This window comes from Bradyrhizobium sp. T-12, assembly GCF_058314695.1.
The window spans coordinates 4,978,222-5,001,598 of sequence record NZ_CM177756.1 but is presented as its reverse complement, the minus strand read 5'-3'; the positions used below and the strand labels follow the sequence as shown (position 1 = coordinate 5,001,598).

General features: G+C 64.8%; 16 protein-coding genes. 11 read left to right on the top strand and 5 right to left on the bottom strand.

The window, feature by feature from the left end; genetic code table 11:
* Positions 1-26: 26 nt before the first annotated feature.
* The 6 genes from flgK to AC0WRY_RS23915 all read left to right on the top strand — a co-directional run bounded on the left by flgK (position 27) and on the right by AC0WRY_RS23915 (position 9,058).
* A complete protein-coding gene (gene flgK / locus AC0WRY_RS23940) occupies positions 27-1,910 on the top strand; it encodes a flagellar hook-associated protein FlgK (RefSeq protein WP_491121244.1) in 1,884 nt (627 codons plus the stop codon).
* Between the two features lie 20 nt (positions 1,911-1,930).
* Positions 1,931-3,814 carry a flagellar protein gene (locus AC0WRY_RS23935; RefSeq protein WP_491121242.1) on the top strand — a complete coding sequence of 628 codons (1,884 nt, stop codon included), beginning with the start codon at positions 1,931-1,933 and terminating at the stop codon, positions 3,812-3,814.
* Positions 3,815-3,885: 71 nt separating this feature from the next.
* Positions 3,886-4,671 carry a hypothetical protein gene (locus AC0WRY_RS23930; RefSeq protein WP_491121240.1) on the top strand — a complete coding sequence of 262 codons (786 nt, stop codon included), beginning with the start codon at positions 3,886-3,888 and terminating at the stop codon, positions 4,669-4,671.
* On the top strand, positions 4,661-6,310 hold the full coding sequence (locus AC0WRY_RS23925) for a hypothetical protein (protein WP_491121238.1): 1,650 nt from the start codon (positions 4,661-4,663) through the stop codon (positions 6,308-6,310). The genes AC0WRY_RS23930 and AC0WRY_RS23925 overlap by 11 nt, the downstream gene beginning before the upstream one ends.
* A 1-nt stretch (position 6,311) precedes the next feature.
* Positions 6,312-7,562 (top strand): ATP-grasp domain-containing protein, encoded by a 1,251-nt coding sequence (locus AC0WRY_RS23920; protein ID WP_491121236.1) that lies wholly within the window; start codon positions 6,312-6,314, stop codon positions 7,560-7,562.
* Positions 7,559-9,058: a pyridoxal phosphate-dependent decarboxylase family protein gene (locus AC0WRY_RS23915; RefSeq protein ID WP_491121234.1), complete on the top strand. Its 1,500-nt coding sequence runs from the start codon at positions 7,559-7,561 to the stop codon at positions 9,056-9,058. Before AC0WRY_RS23920 ends, AC0WRY_RS23915 begins: the two co-directional genes overlap by 4 nt.
* 75 nt (positions 9,059-9,133) lie before the next feature.
* Here AC0WRY_RS23915 and flbT read toward each other — a convergent pair whose 3' ends face one another.
* The gene (flbT, locus tag AC0WRY_RS23910; protein WP_194403251.1) at positions 9,134-9,574 is read right to left on the bottom strand and encodes a flagellar biosynthesis repressor FlbT; all 441 of its coding nucleotides are present in this window, start codon (positions 9,572-9,574) and stop codon (positions 9,134-9,136) included.
* A gap of 319 nt (positions 9,575-9,893) precedes the next feature.
* Between flbT and AC0WRY_RS23905 the strand changes: the two genes are divergently transcribed.
* From AC0WRY_RS23905 to flaF, 5 genes are all read left to right on the top strand, one after another.
* Positions 9,894-12,182: a DUF1522 domain-containing protein gene (locus AC0WRY_RS23905; RefSeq protein WP_259214219.1), complete on the top strand. Its 2,289-nt coding sequence runs from the start codon at positions 9,894-9,896 to the stop codon at positions 12,180-12,182.
* Between the two features lie 358 nt (positions 12,183-12,540).
* On the top strand, positions 12,541-14,829 hold the full coding sequence (locus AC0WRY_RS23900; RefSeq protein ID WP_259214218.1) for a DUF1522 domain-containing protein: 2,289 nt from the start codon (positions 12,541-12,543) through the stop codon (positions 14,827-14,829).
* Between the two features lie 329 nt (positions 14,830-15,158).
* On the top strand, positions 15,159-17,447 hold the full coding sequence (locus AC0WRY_RS23895) for a DUF1522 domain-containing protein (RefSeq protein ID WP_491121231.1): 2,289 nt from the start codon (positions 15,159-15,161) through the stop codon (positions 17,445-17,447).
* Positions 17,448-17,665: 218 nt separating this feature from the next.
* Positions 17,666-19,960, top strand: coding sequence for a DUF1522 domain-containing protein (locus tag AC0WRY_RS23890; RefSeq protein WP_211418868.1), 2,295 nt, complete (start codon positions 17,666-17,668; stop codon positions 19,958-19,960).
* A gap of 294 nt (positions 19,961-20,254) precedes the next feature.
* Positions 20,255-20,623 carry a flagellar biosynthesis regulator FlaF gene (flaF, locus tag AC0WRY_RS23885; RefSeq protein ID WP_008554779.1) on the top strand — a complete coding sequence of 123 codons (369 nt, stop codon included), beginning with the start codon at positions 20,255-20,257 and terminating at the stop codon, positions 20,621-20,623.
* Between the two features lie 134 nt (positions 20,624-20,757).
* Here flaF and AC0WRY_RS23880 read toward each other — a convergent pair whose 3' ends face one another.
* The 4 genes from AC0WRY_RS23880 to AC0WRY_RS23865 all read right to left on the bottom strand — a co-directional run bounded on the left by AC0WRY_RS23880 (position 20,758) and on the right by AC0WRY_RS23865 (position 23,278).
* Positions 20,758-21,117 (bottom strand): hypothetical protein, encoded by a 360-nt coding sequence (locus tag AC0WRY_RS23880; protein WP_194403246.1) that lies wholly within the window; start codon positions 21,115-21,117, stop codon positions 20,758-20,760.
* A 159-nt stretch (positions 21,118-21,276) separates the two neighbouring features.
* Positions 21,277-21,774, bottom strand: coding sequence for a hypothetical protein (locus AC0WRY_RS23875; protein ID WP_483070642.1), 498 nt, complete (start codon positions 21,772-21,774; stop codon positions 21,277-21,279).
* Between the two features lie 11 nt (positions 21,775-21,785).
* Positions 21,786-22,154 (bottom strand): flagellar assembly peptidoglycan hydrolase FlgJ, encoded by a 369-nt coding sequence (gene flgJ, locus AC0WRY_RS23870; protein ID WP_491121229.1) that lies wholly within the window; start codon positions 22,152-22,154, stop codon positions 21,786-21,788.
* Complete coding sequence (locus tag AC0WRY_RS23865; protein ID WP_211418870.1) at positions 22,154-23,278, bottom strand: flagellar basal body P-ring protein FlgI; 1,125 nt, start codon at positions 23,276-23,278, stop codon at positions 22,154-22,156. The genes flgJ and AC0WRY_RS23865 overlap by 1 nt, the downstream gene beginning before the upstream one ends.
* Positions 23,279-23,377: the final 99 nt, after the last annotated feature.

The following is a 23,377-nucleotide window of genomic DNA, read 5'->3' as shown; positions in this document are numbered from 1 at the left end:
TGACGTAACCAAAGGCGGCAAGTGAAATGGGTTTGAGTTCAGCCCTCGCCAGCGCGATGAGCGGCCTGCGTGCCAACCAGGCCGCGCTCTCGATCGTCTCCTCGAACGTCGCGAATGCGCAGACGCCGGGTTACGTCGTCCAGACCCCGAACCAGATCGAGGTCACCACCGGCGATTTCGGCTCGACGGCGATGACGACCGGCGTCAGCCGGGAGCTCGACGCCTTCGTGCAGAACCAGTTGCGCACCGAGACCGGCGGCAGCGGTTACGCCGACCAGATGGCCAACATCCTGAAGCAGCTTCAGAGTGTCTATGGCACGCCCGGCAACAGCGGCACGCTGGAAACCGCGCTGAACAACTTCACCACGGCGCTGCAGGCGCTGTCGACCAGCTCGGGCGCGTCGTCGGCGCAAACGGTGGCCCTCGGTGCGGCGCAGGCGCTGGCCACGCAGCTCAACGTCACCACCAAGGGCATCCAGTCGCTGCGCTCCAACGTCGAGCAGGATCTCGGCACCTCGGCGCAGGCCGCGAACGCTGCCATGCAGCAGGTTGCCAACATCAACACCAAGCTGCAGGGCCTGTCGGCCAACGACCCGTCGGCCGCGACGCTGATGGACCAACGCGACCAGGCCATCAACACGCTGTCGAAATATGTCGACGTCCGCGTCACCACCGACGGATCGAACCAGGCCAACATCTACACCACGACGGGCATCCAGCTGGTCGGCGCCGGGCTCGCCTCACAATTCACTTTCGCTTCCGCCGGGGCGATGTCTGCGACCTCGCTCTACAACATCGATCCGGCCAAGTCGGGCGTCGGCGCGCTCAACATCGTGCTGCCGAACGGCTCGAAGGTCGACGTGGTCGCCAACAACGTGGTCTCATCGGGCCAGATCGCGGCTGATCTGAAGCTGCGCGACCAGACGCTGGTGCAGGCGCAGAACCAGATCGATCAGCTCGCCGCAACGATGTCGAGCGCATTGTCCGACAAGACCACGGCCGGCAGCACGGTGTCGGGTCCGCCCGCCGGCTTTGACGTCGACCTCGGCGGCGCGCTCCCGGGCAACACCGCCACCTTCACTTACACCGACACGGCCACCAACACCCAGCGCCAGATCACGCTGGTGAATGTGACCGATCCGGCTGCCTTGCCGCTGCAGAATGCGACCAACGCCAACCCGATGCAGATCGGCGTGAACTTTTCCGGCGGCATGGGCGCGATCGCCTCGGCGCTCAACACCGCGCTTTCGACCTCGCATCTCAGCTTCTCTGCCGCGCCAGCGCCGGCGAGCGCCACGACGCTGCGGGTCACGGACGACAATTCCGGTCTCGCCAGGGTCAATTCGGCCTCGACGAGCAAGACCGTGTCGTCGCTGGCCTCGGGCAATCCGCAACTGGCGGTGTTCACCGATGGCGGGCAGGCGCTCTACACCGGCGCGATCACCGGCTCGGGCTCGCAGCTGACCGGCTTTGCCGGTCGCATCAAGGTGAACACGCAGCTGACCGCCGATCCCACCAGGATGTCGGTGTACAACACCTCCCCGGTGACGCCCGCGGGTGACACCACGCGTTCGGACTATCTCTACTCGCAGCTCACCAGCGCGGTGTTCTCCTATTCACCGCAGAGCGGCCTCGGCTCGGCCAACCAGCCCTTCACCGGCAGCGTTTCGGGCTATCTGCAGCAATTCCTCAGCATCCAGGCCAACGCCTCAACTCAGGCCACCCAGCTCCAAGAGGGGCAGGGCGTCGTGGTCTCGACGCTGCAGGCCAAGTTCGACTCGACCTCCAAGGTCAATCTGGACTCGGAGATGTCGAACCTGATCCAGCTGCAGAATGCCTACGCCGCCAACGCCCACGTCATGTCGGTGGTGCAGAGCATGATGAACACGTTGATCCAGGCTCAAGTGTAGAAGTAACGGAGCGCTGAAACATGTCGATCAGCAGTATCAATTACTCCTCGTCGGTTCTCGGCTCGCAGATCCGCAACATCAATCAGCAGCTCACCGACCTGTCGACGCAGCTCTCGACCGGCAAGCTGTCGCAGAACTATTCCGGGATGGGCACCAACGAGGGCTTTGCGATCGCCGGACGCGCGCAGCTCTCCAACATCGCCGCCTATACCGACACGATCACCAACGTCAATGTCAGCATCAACCTCGCCAACACCGCGTTGCAGTCGCTGACCAAGATCCGCAGCACGGTGCAGACCGGCGCCGCCAACACCGCGCAGGATCTCAACGTCAACGGCCAGACGATCGCGCAGAACACCGCCGCGGCGCAATTCGGCTCGATGGTCGGCGTCCTCAACACGCAGACGGGCAACCGCTATCTGTTCTCCGGAACCGCCGTCAACACGCAGTCGGTCGCGGATGCCGGCGACATCATCAACGGCACCACGACGCAAGCGGGCTTCAAGACCGTGATGGCCGAGCGTCAGGCCGCCGACCTCGGAGCCAACGGCTTGGGCCGTCTGGTGCAGACGCAGCCGACGCCGAGCTCGATCCAGGTCTCGGAGGACGTCGCCGGCTCGCCGTTCGGCCTCAAGCTCAAGGCGGTGTCCTCGACGCTGACGGGTGCGACGATCACCGGCCCGAGCGGCTCGCCGGTGTCGTTCTCGGTCGATCTCAACGGCGTCAACCCGAACAATGGCGACAAGCTCAGCGTCCAGTTCACGCTGCCGGACGGCACGACCGAGCAGATCGACCTGACCGCGTCCTCGGCGACGCCAACGCCGCTCGGCAGCTTCGCGATCGATGCCAGCACGCCCGTCAACCCGACCAATACCGCGAACAACCTCAACACGGCGCTGAACACCGCGATCACCAAGCTCGCCAACACCTCGCTGGTCGCGGCCTCGGCGATCGTCGCCGGCGACAATTTCTTCAATACCGCCAGCTCCGCGATCGGCACGCCGGTCAACAACCAGGCGGCACCGCCGGCACCCGTCAGCGGCGCGACGGCACTGTCCGGGGCTAGCCCCTCGGATTCGATCTCGCCGGGCTTCGTCGCCGGCGACACTATCACCGTCAACGGCACCACGCTGACCTTCGTGGCCTCGGGCGCGACCGGCAACCAGCTCAATGTTGGCGACAGCATCCAGAACCTGCTGACCAAGATCGACGCGATCACGGGAACGTCGAAGCCCTCGACGGTCCACGGCGGCTCGATCACGATCAACACCGACGATGCGGCGAGCCTGAACATCAACAGCTCGAATACCGGCGCGCTCGCCTCGCTCGGCTTCGGCGCGACGCCCGTGACCGCAACGCAGCCGCCGCTGCGCGTCGGCTCCTCGCCTGCGAGCTCGGCGACGAGCCTGGCCAACGGTTCGGCCAACACCGTGAAATGGTACCAGGGCAATGACGGCCCCGGCTCGGCGCGCTCGACCGCGATGGCGCGGGTCGACGATTCCATCACGGTGCAGTATGGCGCCCAGGCCAACGAGGATGCGATCCGCCGGCAATTGCAGGCGATCGCGGTGTTCGGAACGTTCTCGACCTCGCCGACCGGGCAGTATTCGGGCGGGCAGGTCTCCGCGCTGAGCCAAAGGGTGACGCAGGCGCTGACGCAGCAGGCCGGTCAGCAGCGCATCGAGGACATCCAGACCGACATCGCGATGGCCCAGAACACGATGAAGGACGCCTCCACGCGCCAGACCCAGGCCAAGGCGCAGCTCCAGACCATCATCGACCAGGCGGAATCGGCTTCGCCCGACCAGGTGGCGAGCCAAATCCTGGCGCTGCAGAATGCGCTGCAGGCGTCCTATCAGGTGACCTCGAACCTCGCGCAGCTCTCGCTCGTCAAATTCCTGTAAGAGCGCGTTAAGGCGCCGTTAACCATGCCTCTTTACCTCTTGGTGAGGATTGGAGCGGGGCGGAGCTGCCGATGTCGGACAAGATGCAACTGGTGGTGGCAACGCCGTGCTTCGGCGGGCAGGTGTCGAGCATCTATGCGAGTTCGATCTTCGCGCTGCAGCGTGCCGTGCACGGCATGTCCAATCTCGAGCTCAAGGTGCTGCTGCGCGACGGCGACGCGCTGATCACCCGGGCGCGGGCCAATCTCGTCGCGATGTTCCTGGACGATCCCAAGGCGACGCATTTCCTGTTCATCGACGCCGATATCGGCTTCAAGCCGGAGCAGGTGTTCCGGCTGATCGAATGCGGCGCGGACGTCGTGGCCGGCTGCTATCCGATCAAGCGTGTCAACTGGGACAAGGCCGCGCGGGCGATCCAGTCCGGCAGGGCCGACGTGCCGGCGGCTTCGCTGGATTATGTGCTCGAGATCGAGGATCCCGACCGCATCGTCGTCGTCAACGGTTTTACCCGCGTGCGCTACGCCGGCACCGGCTTTCTGATGATCCGGCGCCACGCGCTGGAGGCGATGTGCCGCCATCCGGACTATGCCAGCCTGCAGTTCTTCCGCGAGCATTCGCACGACACGCTGGTCGCGAGCCAGAACCGCTTCGCGCTGTTCGAATGCATGATCGATCCGGCGACCGGCACTTATCTGTCCGAGGACTTCGCCTTCTGCAAGCGCTGGACCGATATCGGCGGCGAGATCTGGGCCGACATCCAGAGCTCGCTCGATCATGTCGGACCGTCGGTGTTCCACGGCGACATCGCCTCGCAATTCGCACCGACGCCCGGAGGGGCGGCGGCCGATGCGGCGTGAGCCTTTCGGGATGAGCGCCGGCGCATCCCGTCTGTCAGAATTCGAACGCGCATCCGACAGCGGTTCGCGCTATCGCCTGCGCGATCTCTTCACGCCGCTCGACACGCTGCTCGTTTCCGGCGGAGATCCGCGGCTGGCGCTCGACGCCACGGATCGCGTCAACCTATATGGCTGCGCGGCCTCGCCGGAGCCGGAGCTCTGGAATTTCGCGTCCTCGACCGCGTCGACGATCTCGCAAGCTGGCTATGACCGCGCCGCGTTGGCGCGCGAAGAGCTGGTGCACAAATGCCTGTTCGACGAAGTCGAGGTCGCCTTCGACGCACGTTGCGAGGACATGCGCAGCGAGCTGCGCGGCCACCTCCAGCTGCCGCCGCGCGTCGACATCGTGTTCTCGCCCTCCGGCACGGACTCCCAGCTCCACGCTTTGTTCCTGGCGCGCGCGGTGCTCGGGGCGCCGCCGGTGACGATCGTGGTCGGCGCCGACCAGACCGGAAGCGGGACGAGCCATACCGCTCGCGGGCACCATTTCAGCTCCATGACGGCGAGCGGCCTTGCGGTTCGCAAGGATGGCGCGATTGCGGGGCTCGCCGGCGCCAGTCTTGCGCTGCCGCTGCTTCAAACGGGGCCAGGGATTGCGATGCGCGGGGAGGCCGATGCCGCGGTGCTGCACGCGGTCGAGACCGTGATCGCGCAAGGCGCGCCCGTGCTGCTCCAGATCATGGATGCATCGAAGCTCGGCTGGCGCGCACCGAGCGCGGCTTGCCTCGATGAGATCGCGCGGCGTTGGCCGCGCAAGGTCCAGATCGTCGTCGACGCCTGTCAGGCGCGGCTCGGCCGCCGCCGGCTGCGCGCCTATCTCGACCGCGGCCATATGGTGCTGATGACCGGCTCGAAATTCTTCGGCGGCCCCGCCTTCAGCGGTGCGCTGCTGGTGCCGAAGGGCCTGTCGCGCTCGATCGACCGGATCGAGCGGATCGCGCCCGGCATCTTCGATTATGCCGGCCGTTGCGATTGGCCGATGGCCTGGACGGGGCTGCGTTCGCGCTTCGACCGCCGTCCCAATTTCGGTCAATGGCTGCGCTGGGAGGCGGCGCTCGCCGAGATCGGCGGGTATTACGCCGTGCCCGGCGCATTCCGCGCCAAGGTGCTCGCCGAGCTCGCCGCCGGCATCGACAGCATGATCGCGTTGTCGCCGTCGCTTCAACCCGTGCCAAAGGTGACCAGCACGGCCGGCGTGGATGACGAGGAATTTGCACAAACTACGATCTTTCCGTTCATGCTGCTGCGCGGTGGCAAGCCGGTCTCGACCGCCGAGACCAATGCCATTCATCAGGCGCTGGCGCGCGACATGAACGAGAAGATCAGCGGCAGTGCGGCAGACCGGGAAGTCGCCGCGCGGCGCTGCCTGATCGGCCAGCCGGTCCGTCTGGAGCGGCCTGACGCGGCACCGCAGGCCGTGCTGCGCCTTTGCGTCGGCGCCCGTCTGGTGACCGAAGCCTGGTCGCCTGATACGGCCGAGGCGCAACGCAATGTGCAGCATATTCTCGATCGCATCGCCCATGTGCTGGTAAAGATCGAGATGCTGCTTGACCGTGGCGCAGTCGCGGCCACGCCGGTAAACTCCGCGTTCGAGGTGTGAGATGCAGCATCCGGTTTCCGCGCCGCTTCGCATGACCGCGGCGAACTTTGCCGATCGCATCGGCTTTGCGCAGTTGACGCGCCGGGCCTTCGAAGGTGTCGACCTGCATCCGCTGCGCGACCATCTGGTGGCGCGGATCGCGGCAGGAACGGCGCAGGCGGGCGAAGGACTGGATCTGTCGCTGATCACCCAGCTTCTCGGCGACAAGGATCGAGGTCTTGCGATCCAGTCGGAGGTGCTGGCCTTCCATCAATTGTTCCGCACGCCGAGCACTGCTGCGAAGCCGGGCTTGCGCGTGCTGGCGCTTGCCGCCGACATCGACATGGGCGGCAATACCCCGATCGATTTTCTGCTTGAAGGCTCCGACATCGAGCTGTTGACGCTCTACGTGGTCAAGGGCGTCGGCCTGCCGGAGAGTCTGCCCGAGCACGACGTTGCCATCGTTGTCGCCTCCGATTCCGAGGAATGCCGCGAGGCGCTCGACCTGATCGAGAAGGCCGCACCGCATTGGCCGCGGCCGCTGCTCAATCGTCCCGATCGCATCGGCAATCTCGATCGCGACAAGCTGCATCGGCTGCTGGCCGGCGTACCGGGTCTCGACATTCCCGCGACCATCCACGCGACGCGCGCGCAATTGTCGGATCTTTCGCAAGGGCGGATCGCTTGCCGAGACATCGCGGGTGAACTGCGCTTTCCGATGATCGCGCGGCCGCGCGGCTCGCATGCCGGCGTCGGGCTCGCAAAGCTCGACGATGCGGCGGCGCTCGCATCCTATCTCGCCGAGCGCGACGAGCAGGATTTCTTCGTCGCGCGCTTCGTCGACTATGTGAGCGGCGACGGGCTCTATCGCAAATATCGTCTCGCGATGGTCGACGGCAAGCCTTACGCCTGCCACATGGCGATCGCCGGCCGTTGGGATATCTGGTATCTCAACGCCTACATGGCATTCAGCGAGGAGAAGCGAGCAGAAGAGGCGCTCTTCATGCGCGATTTCGACCACGCCTTCGCGGCGAGTCACAGCAGCGCGCTCGACGAGATGAGCAGGCGCGTCGGCCTCGATTATTTCATCGTCGATTGCGCGGAGAACCAGGCTGGCGAACTCCTGGTCTTCGAAGCCGACAACACCGCCGTCGTGCACAACATGGATTCGCCAGACGTGTTTCCCTACAAGCCGCCGCAGATGCGCAAGATCTTCGCGGCGTTCGCGACGATGCTGTCGCGGCATGCTGCAGCCGTGGAGAGCGCAACATGAACGAGATCATCCGCAACACGCAAAGCACCACCGCGCACACCTCGCTCGATCCGCAGGATTGGAACGCATTTCGCGCGCTCGCTCATCGCATGCTCGACGAGACGATCGACGGCATCGCCAATGTCCGGACGCGTCCCGTCTGGCAGCCGATCCCCGATAAGGTCCGCGCTTCATTCAAGGCCGACGTGCCGCGCGAGGCGAGCGATCTCGCCGAGGTCTACCGCGAATTCGCCGAGCACATCGCGCCCTATGCGACCGGCAACGTCCATCCCGGCTTCATGGGCTGGGTGCATGGCGGCGGCACCGCGGTCGGCATGCTCGCGGAAATGCTCGCGGCCGGCCTCAACGCGAATCTCGGCGGACGGGACCATATGCCGATCGAGGTCGAGCGCCAGATCGTCGACTGGATGCGCCGCCTGTTCGCTTTTCCGGACAGCGCGAGCGGCATCTTCGTCACGGGCACGTCGATGGCCAATCTGATGGCGGTGCTGGTGGCGCGCACGGCAGCGCTGGGCACGCTGGCGCGGCAGTACGGCATCGGCAATGACGGCGCGCTGCTCGCAGCCTATACGTCGCAGGCCGCGCATGGCTGTGTGTCCAGGGCGATGGACATTGCCGGGCTCGGCACCGATGCGCTGCGCAAGATCGGCGTCGATGCCGATCATCGCATCGACGTTGCCGCGCTGCGCGCGCAGATCGCCGTCGATCGCGAGGTCGGCTTCAAGCCGTTCCTGGTCGTCGCGTCTGCCGGCACGGTGGACATTGGTGCGATCGACGATCTCAAGGCCATTGCACAGCTGTGCCGCGAGGAGGGAATCTGGTTTCACGTCGACGGTGCTTTCGGCGCGCTCGCGATTCTGTCGCCCGAGCTCGCGCCGCTGCTCGGCGGCATCGAGCTCGCCGATTCCATTGCACTCGACTTCCACAAATGGGGTCAGGTGCCTTATGATGCCGGCTTCCTGCTAGTGCGCGATGGCGAGCAGCATCGGCAGGCCTTTGCGCAGCCCGCGGCCTATCTGCGCCGCGAGGCGAGGGGGCTTGCGGCGGGGGCGGTCTGGCCCTGCGATCTCGGCCCCGATCTGTCGCGCGGCTTCCGTGCGCTGAAGACGTGGTTCACGCTGAGGACGTTCGGCACCGACCGGCTCGGTGCGACGATCGCGCGAAGCTGCGCGCTGGCGAAGTATCTCGAAACGCGCGTGCTGGCCGAACCGCGATTGGAATTGCTGGCGCCGGTCAACCTCAACATCGTCTGTTTCCGCTACCGTGCCATTGACGCGGTCAACCGCGAGATCGTTGCCGACATCCATGAGTCCGGAATAGCGGCACCGTCGAGCACGACGCTGGACGGCAAGTTCGCGATCCGCGCCGCGATCGTCAACCACCGCACCGAGGCGTCGGACATCGATGCGCTCGTCGCGGCGGTGCTGGAGTTCGGCGGACGGCGCTGCGGCGAGGATCTGATCGAGGTCGAGGCACCGCCGCTCGCGGCGCAATAGCGCACGCATTGTTGAAACGACAATGGCCCCGGAGATGATCCGGGGCCGTTGTCGTCTGCGGGACTGTGTCGTTGATCAGGCGGCGGAGCTCACGTCGTCCTTGGCCACTTCAGCCGTGGGATGGGTGGCCTCGAACTGGCTCCGCAGCTTCTCCTCATAGGCGATCAGCTTGCGGGCATCCTTCAGCGCCCGGTAGAGGTCGCCATTCAGGATGTTGTTGTTGATGGCCTCGATGATCGGCCAGGCACTCGGCACCGCGGTGACGATGTCGCGCACCAGGTTGAAATAGGTGCCGTGCTGGGTCTGCGGATCCGGCGAGATGTACATGAGCTGCACCGCCAGATAGACGAGCTTGGCAGGCGTATCGGCGGTCTCCGGCGTGAGGATGTCGCGCTCGCGCAGGATCGGCACGTTGTCGCCGTCGATCAGGAGGCGGGCGCGCTGGTCCGTGTTGGTAATCACGCAGTTACCGACGATGATGCGTTCGTGCGGTCTGAGTTCGACCTTGAGGGCCATGCCTGTTCTCCATCAACGCTTTCGTAACCGAGCGTTCGTTGCGGCCTCTGAAGACGCGATTCTCGCTCGCAATTAGTTAACGAGCTGTAAATCCACACCGGTCGCACCCAAAAGCCCAATATTTTCAAAGGCGCATTCGTGTGGCGGCGCTGCGATCCGCGCCGTTTCCCGGACCGAATCACACGCGACCCGGCGAAAGTGCGGGTTTCATTTCATGTTTCGTTAGAGGTCTCGGCGCCACGGTCCGCCGTCGCTGGATCACTCGCGATCCAAGCAGACGTGTAACAGTAGCGTCGTTTACCAGAAAGGTAACAGAGTCATGTCCGGTATCGTCCTCTCCGCATCGGTTCGTCAGAACCTGCTCTCTCTCCAGTCCACCGCTGACCTCCTCGCCACCACGCAGAACCGTCTGTCGACCGGCAAGAGCGTCAACTCGGCTCTCGACAATCCCACCAACTTCTTCACGGCACAGTCGCTCGACAACCGCGCCAGCGACATCAACAATCTGCTCGATGGCATCGCCAACGGCGTGCAGGTGCTGCAGGCCGCCAACACCGGCATCACCTCGCTGCAGAAGCTGATCGACAGCGCCAAGTCGATCGCCAACCAGGCGCTGCAGACCACGGTCGGCTACTCCACCAAGTCCAACGTCTCCGCCACCATCTCGGGTGCGACGGCGGCCGACCTGCGCGGCACGACTTCGTTTGCCAGCGCGACCGCGAGCAGCAACGTGCTGTTTAGTGGCGCGGCGGGCGGTACTACCGCTGCGACCGGCACCTCGACCCTTGGCGCGACCATCGGCTCGTTCCAGGGCAGCACGGCCACGACCGGCGCAGGCGGCACTACGGCCCTGACCGGCGCCATCACCCTGATCGCCACCAACGGCACGACTGCGACCGGCCTCGCCGGTGTGGCCCAGCCCGCCGACGGCGACACGCTGACCGTAAACGGCAAGACCATCACCTTCCGTTCCGGCGCGGCTCCGGGAGCCACCGGCGTTCCGTCCGGCTCTGGCGCCAGCGGCAACCTCGTCACCGACGGCAACGGCAACACCACGGTCTATCTCGGCACCGCGGGCACTCCGGCTGCGACCGTCGACGATCTCTTGGCGGCGGTCGATCTGGCCAGCGGGGTGAAGACGGTCTCGATCAGTTCGGGTGCTGCGACGATCTCAGCGAGCTTCGGCCAGGGTGGTACGGTGTCGACCGTCGGCACCTCCAAGGTCACGCTGGTCAGCTCGAAGGGCGCGGATTTGAGCGTCACCGGCAAGGCAGATCTGCTCAATGCTCTCGGCCTGACGACGTCAGTCGGCGGCGGCAATGCCACGGTCAACGTCAACCGGACCACGAGCGCAACCTCGCTGGGTGCAACGATCGCGGACGGTTCGTCCCTGAACGTCGACGGTCACGTCATCACCTTCAAGAACGCACCGACCCCCGGCACGACCGGTGCTCCGAGCGTTCCGAGCGGGTATGGCGCGAGCGGTAACGTCGTCACTGACGGCAACGGTAATTCGACGGTCTATCTGGAGAACGGCACGGTCAACGACGTGCTGAATGCGATCGACCTTGCCACCGGCGTGCAGAAAGCCACGATCGGCGCCAGTGGCACCGCGACGCTTGCGACCGCCACCGGCCAGACCAACTCGTCGATCAACGCCTCCGGCCAGCTCAAGATCTCGACCGGCGTCAACGCCGATCTGTCGATCACCGGCACCGGCAATGCGCTGAACGTGCTCGGCCTTGCCGGCAACACCGGGACGGCGACCGCCTTCACCGCGGCGCGCACCTCCGGCGTCGGCGGCATCAGCGGCAAGACCTTGACCTTCACCTCCTTCAACGGCGGTACGGCGGTCAACGTCACCTTCGGCGACGGCACCAACGGCACGGTCAAGACGCTCGATCAGCTCAACACCAAGCTGCAGGCCAACAACCTGACGGCGACGATCGACGCCAACGGCCTGCTGACGGTCTCCACCACCAACGACTACGCGTCCTCGACCATCGGATCGAGCGCCGCGGGTGGTGCGATCGGCGGTACGTTGACCTCGTCGCTGACGTTCTCGACGGCTTCCAGCCCCGTCCAGGACACGGTTGCCCAGACTTCGCGTGCGAACCTGGTCTCCCAGTACAACAACATCCTGAACCAGATCGACACGACCTCGCAGGACTCCTCGTTCAACGGTGTCAACCTCTTGAACGGCGACCAGCTCAAGCTGGTGTTCGACGAGACCGGCAAGTCGAACCTCAGCATCACGGGTGTGACCTACAACTCCAAGGGCCTGGGCCTTGCTGCGCTGACCAGCGGTGTCGACTTCATCGACAACGCCGCCACCAACAAGGTGCTCTCGAACCTGAACGCCGCGTCGAGCACGCTGCGCTCGGAAGCTTCGAGCCTCGGCTCGAACCTCTCGGTGGTGCAGGTTCGTCAGGACTTCAACAAGAGCCTGATCAACGTGCTGCAGACCGGCTCGTCCAACCTGACCCTGGCCGACACCAACACCGAAGCGGCCAACAGCCAGGCGCTGTCGACCCGTCAGTCGATCGCAGTCTCCGCGCTGTCGCTGGCCAACCAGTCGCAGCAGAGCGTGCTGCAGCTGCTCCGCTAAGTCGCGGACGACATCGCAAGCAAGATCCGGCGGCGGGGCTTCGGCCCCGCCGCTTTCTTTTTGCGTCGGCATCGGGATGCCGCTCGATGAAGTGGGATGATGTATGGGATGCAGCCAATTGCTCACTCTGAGTTATGGTTGACAAGTGGCAAATGGCTCGTCGCCGCACCAAAAAGCGTCATCCTATCATGACGATATGGAGAAGCGTGATCAGGCTTCGATCGCCCGTATGGTGAATCCGCGCAGGGACTGGCGCGACACGCTTCATGCTTTGTTAGCCCTCCACGTTCACCGTCCCGAGCATCGATTAATCCTAATCGAAGTTTTGTTGCGTTGCGTACCAGAAGGGTAACACTCAATGTCCGGTATCGTTCTCTCTTCGTCGGTTCGTCAGAACCTGCTCTCTCTCCAGTCCACCGCTGACCTCCTCGCCACCACCCAAAGCCGCCTGTCGACCGGCAAGAGCGTCAACTCGGCCCTGGACAATCCCACCAACTTCTTCACGGCACAGTCGCTCGACAACCGCGCCAGCGACATCAACAATCTGCTCGATGGCATCGCCAACGGCGTGCAGGTGCTGCAGGCCGCCAACACCGGCATCACCTCGCTGCAGAAGCTGATCGACAGCGCCAAGTCGATCGCCAACCAGGCGCTGCAGACCACCGTCGGCTACTCCACCAAGTCCAACGTCTCCACCACGATCTCGGGTGCGACGGCGGCGGACCTCCGTGGTACGACTTCGTTTGCCAGCGCGACCGCGAGCAGCAACGTGCTGTATAGCGGCGCGGCCGGCGGCACTACGGCTGCGACCGGCACCAGCACGCTCGGCGCGACCATCGGCTCGTTCCAGGGCAGCACGGCAACGACCGGCGCAGGCGGCACTACGGCCCTGACCGGTGCGATCACCCTGATCGCCACCAACGGCACGACCGCGACCGGACTTGCCGGCGTCGCCCAGCCCGCCGACGGCGACACGCTGACCGTAAACGGCAAGACCATCACCTTCCGTTCCGGCGCGGCTCCGGGAGCCACCGGCGTTCCGTCCGGCTCTGGCGCCAGCGGCAACCTCGTCACCGACGGCAACGGCAACACCACGGTCTATCTCGGTACCGCGGGCACTCCGGCTGCGACCGTCGACGATCTCTTGGCGGCGGTCGATCTGGCCAGCGGGGTGAAGACGGTCTCGATCAGTTCGGGTGCTGCGACGATCTCAGCGAGCTTCGGCCAGGGTGGTACGGTGTCGACCGTCGGCACCTCCAAGGTCACGCTGGTCAGCTCGAAGGGCGCGGATTTGAGCGTCACCGGCAAGGCAGATCTGCTCAATGCTCTCGGCCTGAGCACGTCGGTCGGCGGCGGCAATGCCACCGTCAACGTCAACCGGACCACGAGCGCGACCTCGCTGGGTGCAACGATCGCGGACGGTTCGTCCCTGAACGTCGACGGTCACGTCATCACCTTCAAGAACGCGCCGACCCCCGGCACGACCGGTGCTCCGAGCGTTCCGAGCGGGTATGGCGCGAGCGGTAACGTCGTCACTGACGGCAACGGCAACTCGACGGTCTATCTGGAGAACGGCACGGTCAACGACGTGCTGAATGCGATCGACCTTGCCACCGGCGTGCAGAAAGCCACGATCGGCGCCAGCGGTACTGCGACGCTTGCGACCGCCACCGGCCAGACCAACTCGTCGATCAACGCCTCCGGCCAGCTCAAGATCTCGACCGGCGTCAACGCCGATCTGTCGATCACCGGCACCGGCAACGCGCTGAACGTGCTCGGCCTTGCCGGCAACACCGGGACGGCGACCGCCTTCACCGCGGCGCGCACCTCCGGCGTTGGCGGTCTCACCGGCAAGACCTTGACCTTCACCTCCTTCAACGGCGGCACGGCGGTCAACGTCACTTTCGGCGACGGCACCAACGGCACGGTCAAGACGCTCGATCAGCTCAACACCAAGCTGCAGGCCAACAACCTGACGGCAACGATCGACGCCAACGGTCTGCTGACGGTCTCCACCACCAACGACTACGCGTCCTCGACCATCGGATCGAGCGCCGCGGGTGGTGCGATCGGCGGTACGCTGACGACGGCTCTGACGTTCTCGACGGCTTCCAGCCCCGTCCAGGACACGGTTGCCCAGACTTCGCGTGCGAACCTGGTCAATCAGTACAACAACATCCTGAACCAGATCGACTCGACCGCGCAGGACTCCTCGTTCAACGGTGTCAACCTCTTGAACGGCGACCAGCTCAAGCTGGTGTTCGACGAGACCGGCAAGTCGAACCTCAGCATCACCGGCGTGACCTACAACTCCAAGGGCCTGGGCCTTGCCGCGCTGACCGGCGGTGTCGACTTCATCGACAACGCCGCCACCAACAAGGTGCTGACCAACCTGAACTCGGCCTCCAGCACGCTGCGCTCGGAAGCTTCGAGCCTCGGCTCGAACCTGACGATCGTGCAGGTTCGTCAGGACTTCAACAAGAACCTGATCAACGTGCTGCAGACTGGTTCGTCCAACCTGACCCTGGCCGACACCAACGTCGAAGCGGCCAACAGCCAGGCGCTGTCAACCCGCCAGTCGATCGCGGTCTCCGCGCTGTCGCTGGCCAACCAGTCGCAGCAGAGCGTGCTGCAGCTGCTCCGCTAAGTCGCGGACGACATCGCAAGCAAGATCCGGCGGCGGGGCTTCGGTCCCGCCGCTTTCTTTTTGCGCATTGCTCGGAGACTTCGAGAGGGCAGGCGAGGTTCGAAAAAGTAACCAGCGGTTATGGTTAATGGAGCGTAAGCGCCAGGAATCGCCAATGATTTCAGGTGGATTGTTCGTGGTCCAGGCGCCCTCGGCTCGCTTATGGTGAACCGGCGCTTATGTAGGCTGCACTCTTTTCACCCTTTGTTAGCCACGTCACGGCACGCTGGCCCCGTCACTCGATCCAGAAACGATCGAACGAAGACGCGTAAGCCAGAAGGGTAAGAGTCATGTCCGGTATTGTTCTCTCTGCGTCGGTTCGCCAGAACCTGCTTTCTCTCCAGTCCACCGCCGATCTTCTCGCCACCACACAGAACCGTCTGTCGACCGGCAAGAGCGTCAACTCGGCCCTGGACAATCCCACCAACTTCTTCACGGCACAGTCGCTCGACAACCGCGCCAGCGACATCAACAATCTGCTCGACAGCATCGCCAACGGCGTGCAGGTGCTGCAGGCTGCCAACACCGGCCTCACCTCGCTGCAGAAGCTGATCGACAGCGCCAAGTCGATCGCTAACCAGGCGCTGCAGACCACCGTCGGCTACTCCACCAAGTCCAACGTTTCTACGACCATCGCCGGCGCGACGGCAGCCGACCTGCGCGGCACCACGAGCTTCGCCAGCGCAACCGCGAACAGCAATGTGCTCTATAGCGGCGCGGCCGGCGGCATCACGGCGGCAACCGGCACCAGCACGCTCGGCGCGACCATCGGCTCGTTCCAGGGCAGCACGGCAACGACCGGCGCAGGCGGCACTACGGCCCTGACCGGCGCCATCACCCTGATCGCCACCAACGGCACGACTGCGACCGGCCTCGCCGGTGTGGCCCAGCCCGCCGACGGCGACACGCTGACCGTAAACGGCAAGACCATCACCTTCCGTTCCGGCGCGGCTCCGGGAGCCACCGGCGTTCCGTCCGGCTCCGGCGCCAGCGGTAACCTCGTCACCGACGGCAACGGTAACACCACGGTCTATCTCGGCACCGCGGGTACTCCGGCTGCGACCGTCGACGATCTCTTGGCCGCGATCGATCTGGCCAGCGGCGTGAAGACGGTCTCGATCAGTGCAGGTGCTGCGACGATCTCAGCGAGCTTCGGCCAGGGTGGTACCGTGTCGAGCGTCGGCACCTCCAAGGTCACGCTGGTCAGCTCGAAGGGCGCGGATTTGAGCGTCACCGGCAAGGCAGATCTGCTCAATGCTCTCGGCCTGACGACGTCAGTCGGCGGCGGCAATGCCACGGTCAACGTCAACCGGACCACGAGCGCAACCTCGCTGGGTGCAACGATCGCGGACGGTTCGTCCCTGAACGTCGACGGTCACGTCATCACCTTCAAGAACGCACCGACCCCCGGCACGACCGGTGCTCCGAGCGTTCCGAGCGGGTATGGCGCGAGCGGTAACGTCGTCACTGACGGCAACGGTAATTCGACGGTCTATCTGGAGAACGGCACGGTCAACGACGTGCTGAATGCGATCGACCTTGCCACCGGCGTGCAGAAAGCCACGATCGGCGCCAGTGGCACCGCAACGCTTGCGACCGCCACCGGCCAGTCGAACTCGACGATCAATACGTCCGGCCAGCTCAAGATCTCGACCGGCATCAACGCCGATCTGTCGATCACCGGCACCGGCAACGCGCTGAACGTGTTCGGCCTCGCCGGCAACACCGGCAACGCGACCGCGTTCACCGCGGCCCGCACCTCCGGCATCGGCGGCATCGCCGGCAAGACCTTGACCTTCACCTCCTTCAACGGCGGCACGGCGGTCAACGTCACCTTCGGCGACGGCACCAACGGCACGGTCAAGACGCTCGATCAGCTCAACACCAAGCTGCAGGCCAACAACCTGTCGGCAACGATCGACGCCAACGGCTTGCTGACCATCACCGCATCCAACGACTACGCGTCATCGACGCTCGGCTCGACCGCGGCGGGTGGTGCGATCGGCGGCACGCTCACTTCGGCGCTGACCTTCTCGACGGCTTCCAACCCCGTCCAGGATGGCGTTGCCCAGACGGCCCGTGCGAACCTGGTGTCTCAGTACAACAACATCCTGAACCAGATCGACACGACCTCGCAGGACTCCTCGTTCAACGGCGTCAACCTCTTGAACGGCGACCAGCTCAAGCTGGTGTTCGACGAGACCGGCAAGTCGAGCCTCAACATCACCGGCGTGACCTACAACTCCAAGGGCCTGGGCCTTGCCGCGCTGACCGTCGGCGTCGACTTCATCGACAACGCTGCCGCCAACCGCGTGCTGACCAATTTGAACGCCGCATCGAGCACGCTGCGCTCGGAAGCCTCAAGCCTCGGCTCGAACCTCTCGGTCGTTCAGATCCGTCAGGACTTCAACAAGAACCTGATCAACGTGCTGCAGACCGGCTCGTCCAACCTGACCCTGGCCGACACCAATGTGGAGGCCGCCAACAGCCAGGCGCTGTCGACCCGGCAGTCGATCGCGGTCTCCGCGCTGTCGCTGGCCAATACCTCGCAGCAGAGCGTGCTTCAGTTACTCAGGTAATAAGCGACTGAAATAACTAGATAAAATCGAGCGGCGGGGCCATTTGCCCCGCCGCTCTTTTTGGCGTCTTGGGCGGGCAGGGGCGTTCACTCGCCATTAACCCTGTCCCTTAAACCGGCGTTAACCATACTTTAAAGGACACCTCCTAAAACTGGACAAAAGCCCGCTTTGCAGACCGCGCGGCCGATTCGTATCCGGTTCAAGAGGAAGACTCGCCAATGTCCAACATCGTTCTCTCGGCGTCCGTTCGCCAGAACCTGTTGTCGCTGCAGTCGACGGCCGACTTGCTGGCCACGACGCAGGAGCGGCTGTCGACCGGCAAGAAGGTCAACACCGCGCTCGACAATCCCACCAACTTCTTCACGGCGCAGGGGTTGGACAACCGGGCGAGCGACATCAGCAACCTGCTCGACGGCATTAATAACGGTGTCCAGGTGCTGCAGGCCGCCAACACCGGCATCACCTCGCTGCAGAAGCTGATCGACAGCGCGAAATCGATCGCCAACCAGGCGCTGCAGACCACGGTCGGCTACTCCACCAAGTCGAACGTCTCGACCACGATTCCCGGCGCGACGCCTGCGGACCTGCGCGGCACGACCTCCTATGCGAGCGCGACCGCCAAGAGCAACGTGCTTTATACCGGCGCCGCCGGCGGCGTGACCCCGGTTACGGGAACCGCCGCGCTCGGCGCCTCGCTGGGCTCGAGCGCCGGCACGGTGGTCGGGTTCGCCGCGACCGCGGCTGACGGCACCACGGTGCTCAGCGGAACCGCCACGCTCGTCGGCACAACCGCGTCCACCACCTTCGGCGCGGCGCCCGCCGACGGCGATACCATCACCGTGAACGGCAAATCCATCACCTTCCGCACCGGTATTGCCCCGAGCACGCAGCCGACCGGCTGGGGCCTCGACGCCAGCGGCCACATCGCCACGGACGGCAACGGCAATTCGATCGTCTACGAGGGAACGCCGACTGCGCCCGGTGCGACCATCAACGACGTCCTCACCGCGATCGACCTCGCCAGCGGCGTCAAGACTGCAACCATCAGTGCGAGCGCGGCGACCATCGCCATCAGCGGCGCGGCCGGACCCGTCGGCACGCTCCAGACGGCATCATCCATCTCGGGCGGCGGCCAGATCACGCTGAAGAGCTCGACCGGCGCCGATCTCAGCCTGACCGGCAAGGCCGACTTCCTGAACAAGCTCGGTCTGACTGCGGCCACCGGCGCGGGCAATGCGAGCGTCACTGCGAACCGGTCGACGACCGCCGGCTCGCTCGGCACTCTCGTCCAGGACGGCTCGACGCTGAACATCGACGGTCACACCATCACCTTCAAGAACGCTCAGACGCCGCAATCGGCGGCGAGCGTGGCCACCGGCTATGGCGTCAGCGGCAACGTCGTCACCGACGGCAACGGCAACTCGACCGTCTATCTCCAGAGCGCGACGTTGACCGACCTGCTCAACTCGATCGACCTTGCCACCGGCGTCAAGACGGCCGGCATCTTCAACGGCACGGCGACGCTGTCGACCACCGCGGGCCAGATCCCCTCGTCGGTCAACAGCAGCGGCCAGCTTGCGCTCTCCACCGGCATCAATTCCGACCTGTCGATCACCGGCACCGGCAATGCCCTGAGCGCCTTCGGCCTCAGCGGCAACACGGGAACGGCGACCGCCTTCACCGCGGCGCGCACCTCGGGCGTCGGCGGCGTCAGCGGCAAGACGCTGACCTTCTCGTCCTTCAACGGCGGTACGCCAGTGAACGTCACCTTCGGCGACGGCACCAACGGCACCGTCAAGACGCTCGATCAGCTGAACGTGCAATTGCAGGCGAACCACCTCACGGCGACGATCGATGCCAACGGCGTGCTGACGGTCACCACCGTCAACGAGTACGCGTCCTCGACCCTCGGTTCGACTGCTGCCGGCGGCGCGGTCGGTGGTACGCTCACCGGCGTGCTCGCCTTTACCACCGCGCAGCCACCGATCCAGGATCCCGTCGCGCAGACCGCGCGTTCGAGCCTGGTCAGCCAGTTCAACAACATCCTGGCGCAGATCGACACGACGTCGCAGGACTCGTCCTTCAACGGCATCAACCTGCTCAACGGCGACACGCTGAAGCTGGTCTTCAACGAGACCGGCAGCTCCACGCTCGGCATCAACGGCGTCGTGTTCAACGCGGCGGGTCTCGGTCTCAGCAATCTCGTTCCCGGCACGGACTTCATCGACAACGGCGCCACCAACAAGGTGCTGGCCAGCCTGAATGCCGCCTCGAGCAGGCTGCGCTCGGAGGGCTCTTCGCTCGGTTCGAATCTCTCGATCGTGCAGGTGCGTCAGGACTTCTCCAAGAACCTGATCAACGTGCTGCAGACCGGCTCGTCCAACCTGACGCTCGCCGACACCAACGAGGAAGCGGCCAACAGCCAGGCGCTGTCGACCCGCCAGTCGATCGCGGTCTCCGCGCTGTCGCTGGCCAACCAGTCGCAGCAGAGCGTGCTGCAGCTGCTCCGCTAATTTCGAGCGCCAAAGTTCGCTCTTCGAGATTTTGCGGCGGGGCTAACGCCCCGCCGTTCTTTTGAGGGAGATCGCTAAGACAAGATTAGCTGAGATCAGCACGCCTCGCGCGAAGCGCGTTTACATCGTGCGTGCGTGGATCTAGCGTTGCGCTGACGAAGAGCTCCGCGACCCGTAATTATCCGGAGTGCTTCCAAGCACACACGTAAGCAAATCTTAAGCGGTGCTGCCTAGGGTTGGGAAAGAAATCCTTAAGCGCTTACAACGCGCTAGGTAACCTCCAGGGTGTGATTGATGTCGAATTCCGCTGCCTCGGCTTATGCGCGTGTTGCAACGACCACCGCATCTCCTCGCGACATCGAGGCGCAGACTCTGCTGAAGGCCGCGAACAAGCTCCAGGATGCGGTGAACAATGCCGATCCGCTCAGCGAGCAGACCATGCAGGCCCTGATGTTCAACCGCAAGCTCTGGACCATCTTCCTGAGCGAGGCGATGCGCGACAACAACCCGCAGCCGATCGACGTCCGGCAGAAGATCGCCAACATCAGCGTGTTCGTGCTGAGCCAGACCGCCGCGCTCCAGATGAGCCCGCAGTTCGATCACTTCCGTCCGCTGATCGAGATCAACCGCAACATCGCTGCGGGTCTGTCCGGACGGCCGTGACGGGAACTCGTGATGGTCGACGTCACGAGCGTTGGATCTGTCGTCTTTCAGCAATGACAATTTGACGCTGACCGGTGCCGGTCAGACGCAGGGCAAAACATCGTCACCGATCCCGCGATCGCGACGCGTGATCGTCAGGCGCTGACATCCGTGCTGAGCGGACGCGAGGGCTGCGACTTCAGATCCTCTGCGTGGAAATAGGCTCGCCGGCGCAGCATCGCTTCGTCGGGGAACTGATTGACCACCGCGTCGGTCCTGTCGTTGACGACCTGGAAGACGAAGGATGCGGCCGCCTGGTCGAACACGACCTGGCGCGAGATGTTCTCGTGGTTCGGTAGATCATTGCGCACGGGCGCGCTCGTATCCGCCGCGGCGACCGTCTGGCTCACCGGAAGATCAGTTTGCACAGCCTCGTTCGCCGCCACGCTGGACGTCGTTACGATCTGCACGGGGGCCGGGATCCCCACCGGCCTGATGCTGAAATCTGTACTCATGGCAGCCTCCTGGTTGCCTCACGTGAGTCAAATCCCAACCCCTCTCATAACGCAACCATGGAACACCAGGACTGAAGACCCGGTAAGGAAACGTGCCTAACCGCGCGACGAAATCGCCGCGCGGTTTTTCGTAAAATTGTCGGTTGTTTTCGCGTGCGCTCAGAGCGAGCGGCTGACCGCGAGCGGGGTGATGTGGCGCGGGCCTGGAGCTGCGCGACGACCTGCGGCCGTATAGGTATTCGGCACGTTGCGCTTCTGGATCTCGGCATTGACGCCGCGCACGACGCTTTCGGAAACCGCGTGCGCGGTCGCGAGCACGGTGAGATTGACCTGGAGCATCGCGCGGAATGCATCGTGGTGGCGGTGCAGCGTCGAGAGCAGCTCCGGCGCGGACTTCGCGAGTTGAGGCTGATTGGCCTTCAGCTGGCTGACGGCGCCGACATAGTTTCGCGAGAGCTCCTGCTTCTTGCTCTCGAGCGTCATCGCCTCGCGGACCTTGCCGGCACGAACCAGCTCGGTCTCGCGCTCGATCAGTCCGAGCAGGGCGCTCATCGCATCCATCAGGTCTTCGGCGAGCTTGCGCGCCTCGGCGCTGCCGGGCGCGGTATTCGGACGCTGGGCCTGCATCGGCTGACGTGAGGCGTTGAAATGGTTCATCTCGATTGACCTTATGCCGTGCGGATCGTTTTCGCCTGCTGCATGATGAGGGTGCGGTAGACTTCGCTGGCGATGCCGACGCCGCCGGCATTGGCGAAGGTCTTGGAATATTGCTCGGTCAGCATCGAGCGCCACACGCCGGTGCCGGGCGTATCGCCGAACGGGCCTTCGCCCTTCAGGCCCGAGGTCATCTGCGAGAACATGCTGTTGAGGAACATCGCCTCGAAATCGGTGGCGGTCTTCTGCGCCTTGGCCTGCTGCTTCGGCGAGACCTTTTGCAGAGCGCTCGCGAGATCGAAATCGGGCCGGCCGTTGCGGCTCTCGACCGAGAAGGCCGAGGAGTTGGCGATATGCGGGGTGTTGATCGTGCTGGTCTGCATCACATCACCTCGATGTCGGCTTCGATGGCGCCGGCGGCCTTGATCGCCTGGAGGATGCTGATCATGTCGCGCGGGCCGATGCCGAGGCCGTTGAGGCCGTCGACGAGTTGCTGGAGCGAGACGCCGTCCTTGACCACGGCCAGCTTCTTGCCGTCCTCGGTGACCGTGACGCTGCTGCGTGGCGCGACCACGGTTCGGCCGCGCGACAGCGGGTTGGGCTGGCTGACCTGGGGGCTCTCGGAGATGGTGACGGTGAGGTTGCCCTGCGCCACCGCGACGGTGGCGACGCGAACGTCGCGGCCCATCACGATGATGCCGCTGCGTTCGTCGATGATGATCTTGGCGGCCAGATCGGGATCGACCTGCAGCTGCTCGATCTCGGTGAGGAACGCGACGACGTTGCCCTTGAACTCCGGCGGGATCGAGAGCTGCACCGTCGAGGGATCGATCGGTTCGGCGGACTTCACGCCGAGATAGTCGTTGATGGCGGCCGCGATGCGCTTGGCGGTGGTGAAGTCGGCGTTGCGCAGCGCCAGGCGCACGTTCGGCAGGCGGTTGAGCGCGAACTCGATCTCGCGCTCGATGATGGCGCCGTTCGCGATGCGTCCCACGGTCGGAACGCCGCGCACGATCTTGGCCGCCTCGCCCTCGGCCTGGAAGCCGGAGATCGCGAGCGAGCCCTGCGCCACCGCGTAGACGTTGCCGTCGGCGCCTAACAGGGGGGTGACGAGCAGGGTGCCGCCCTGCAGGTTCTTGGCATCGCCGAGCGCCGAGACGGTGACGTCCATGCGCGTGCCCTGGGTGGCGAACGCCGGCAGATTGCCCGTGACCATCACGGCGGCGACGTTGCCGGTGCGGATGGTGGCGCCGCGGATGTTGACGCCCATGCGCTCGAGCATCGCCTGCAGCGACTGCTTGGTGAAGGGGATGTTGTTGAGCGTGTCGCCGGTGCCGTTGAGGCCGACGACGAGGCCGTAGCCGATGAGCTGGTTCTGCCGCACGCCCTCGATGTTGGCGAGGTCCTTGATGCGCGAGGTCGCAGCCGCCGGCGCGACCGAGAGCGCCAGCGCCGATAGCGCAGCGCAGGCCACCCCAAACATCCTCACCCAACGAACGCCTGACATCCCCTGCTCCCCAAAGGTCCCCAAAAGGGGCGCCTCAAATCGGAAAGACCTGCACGACACTCCCATGACGAGCTGGTCCGACGCTGTCCTTGCGAGGGC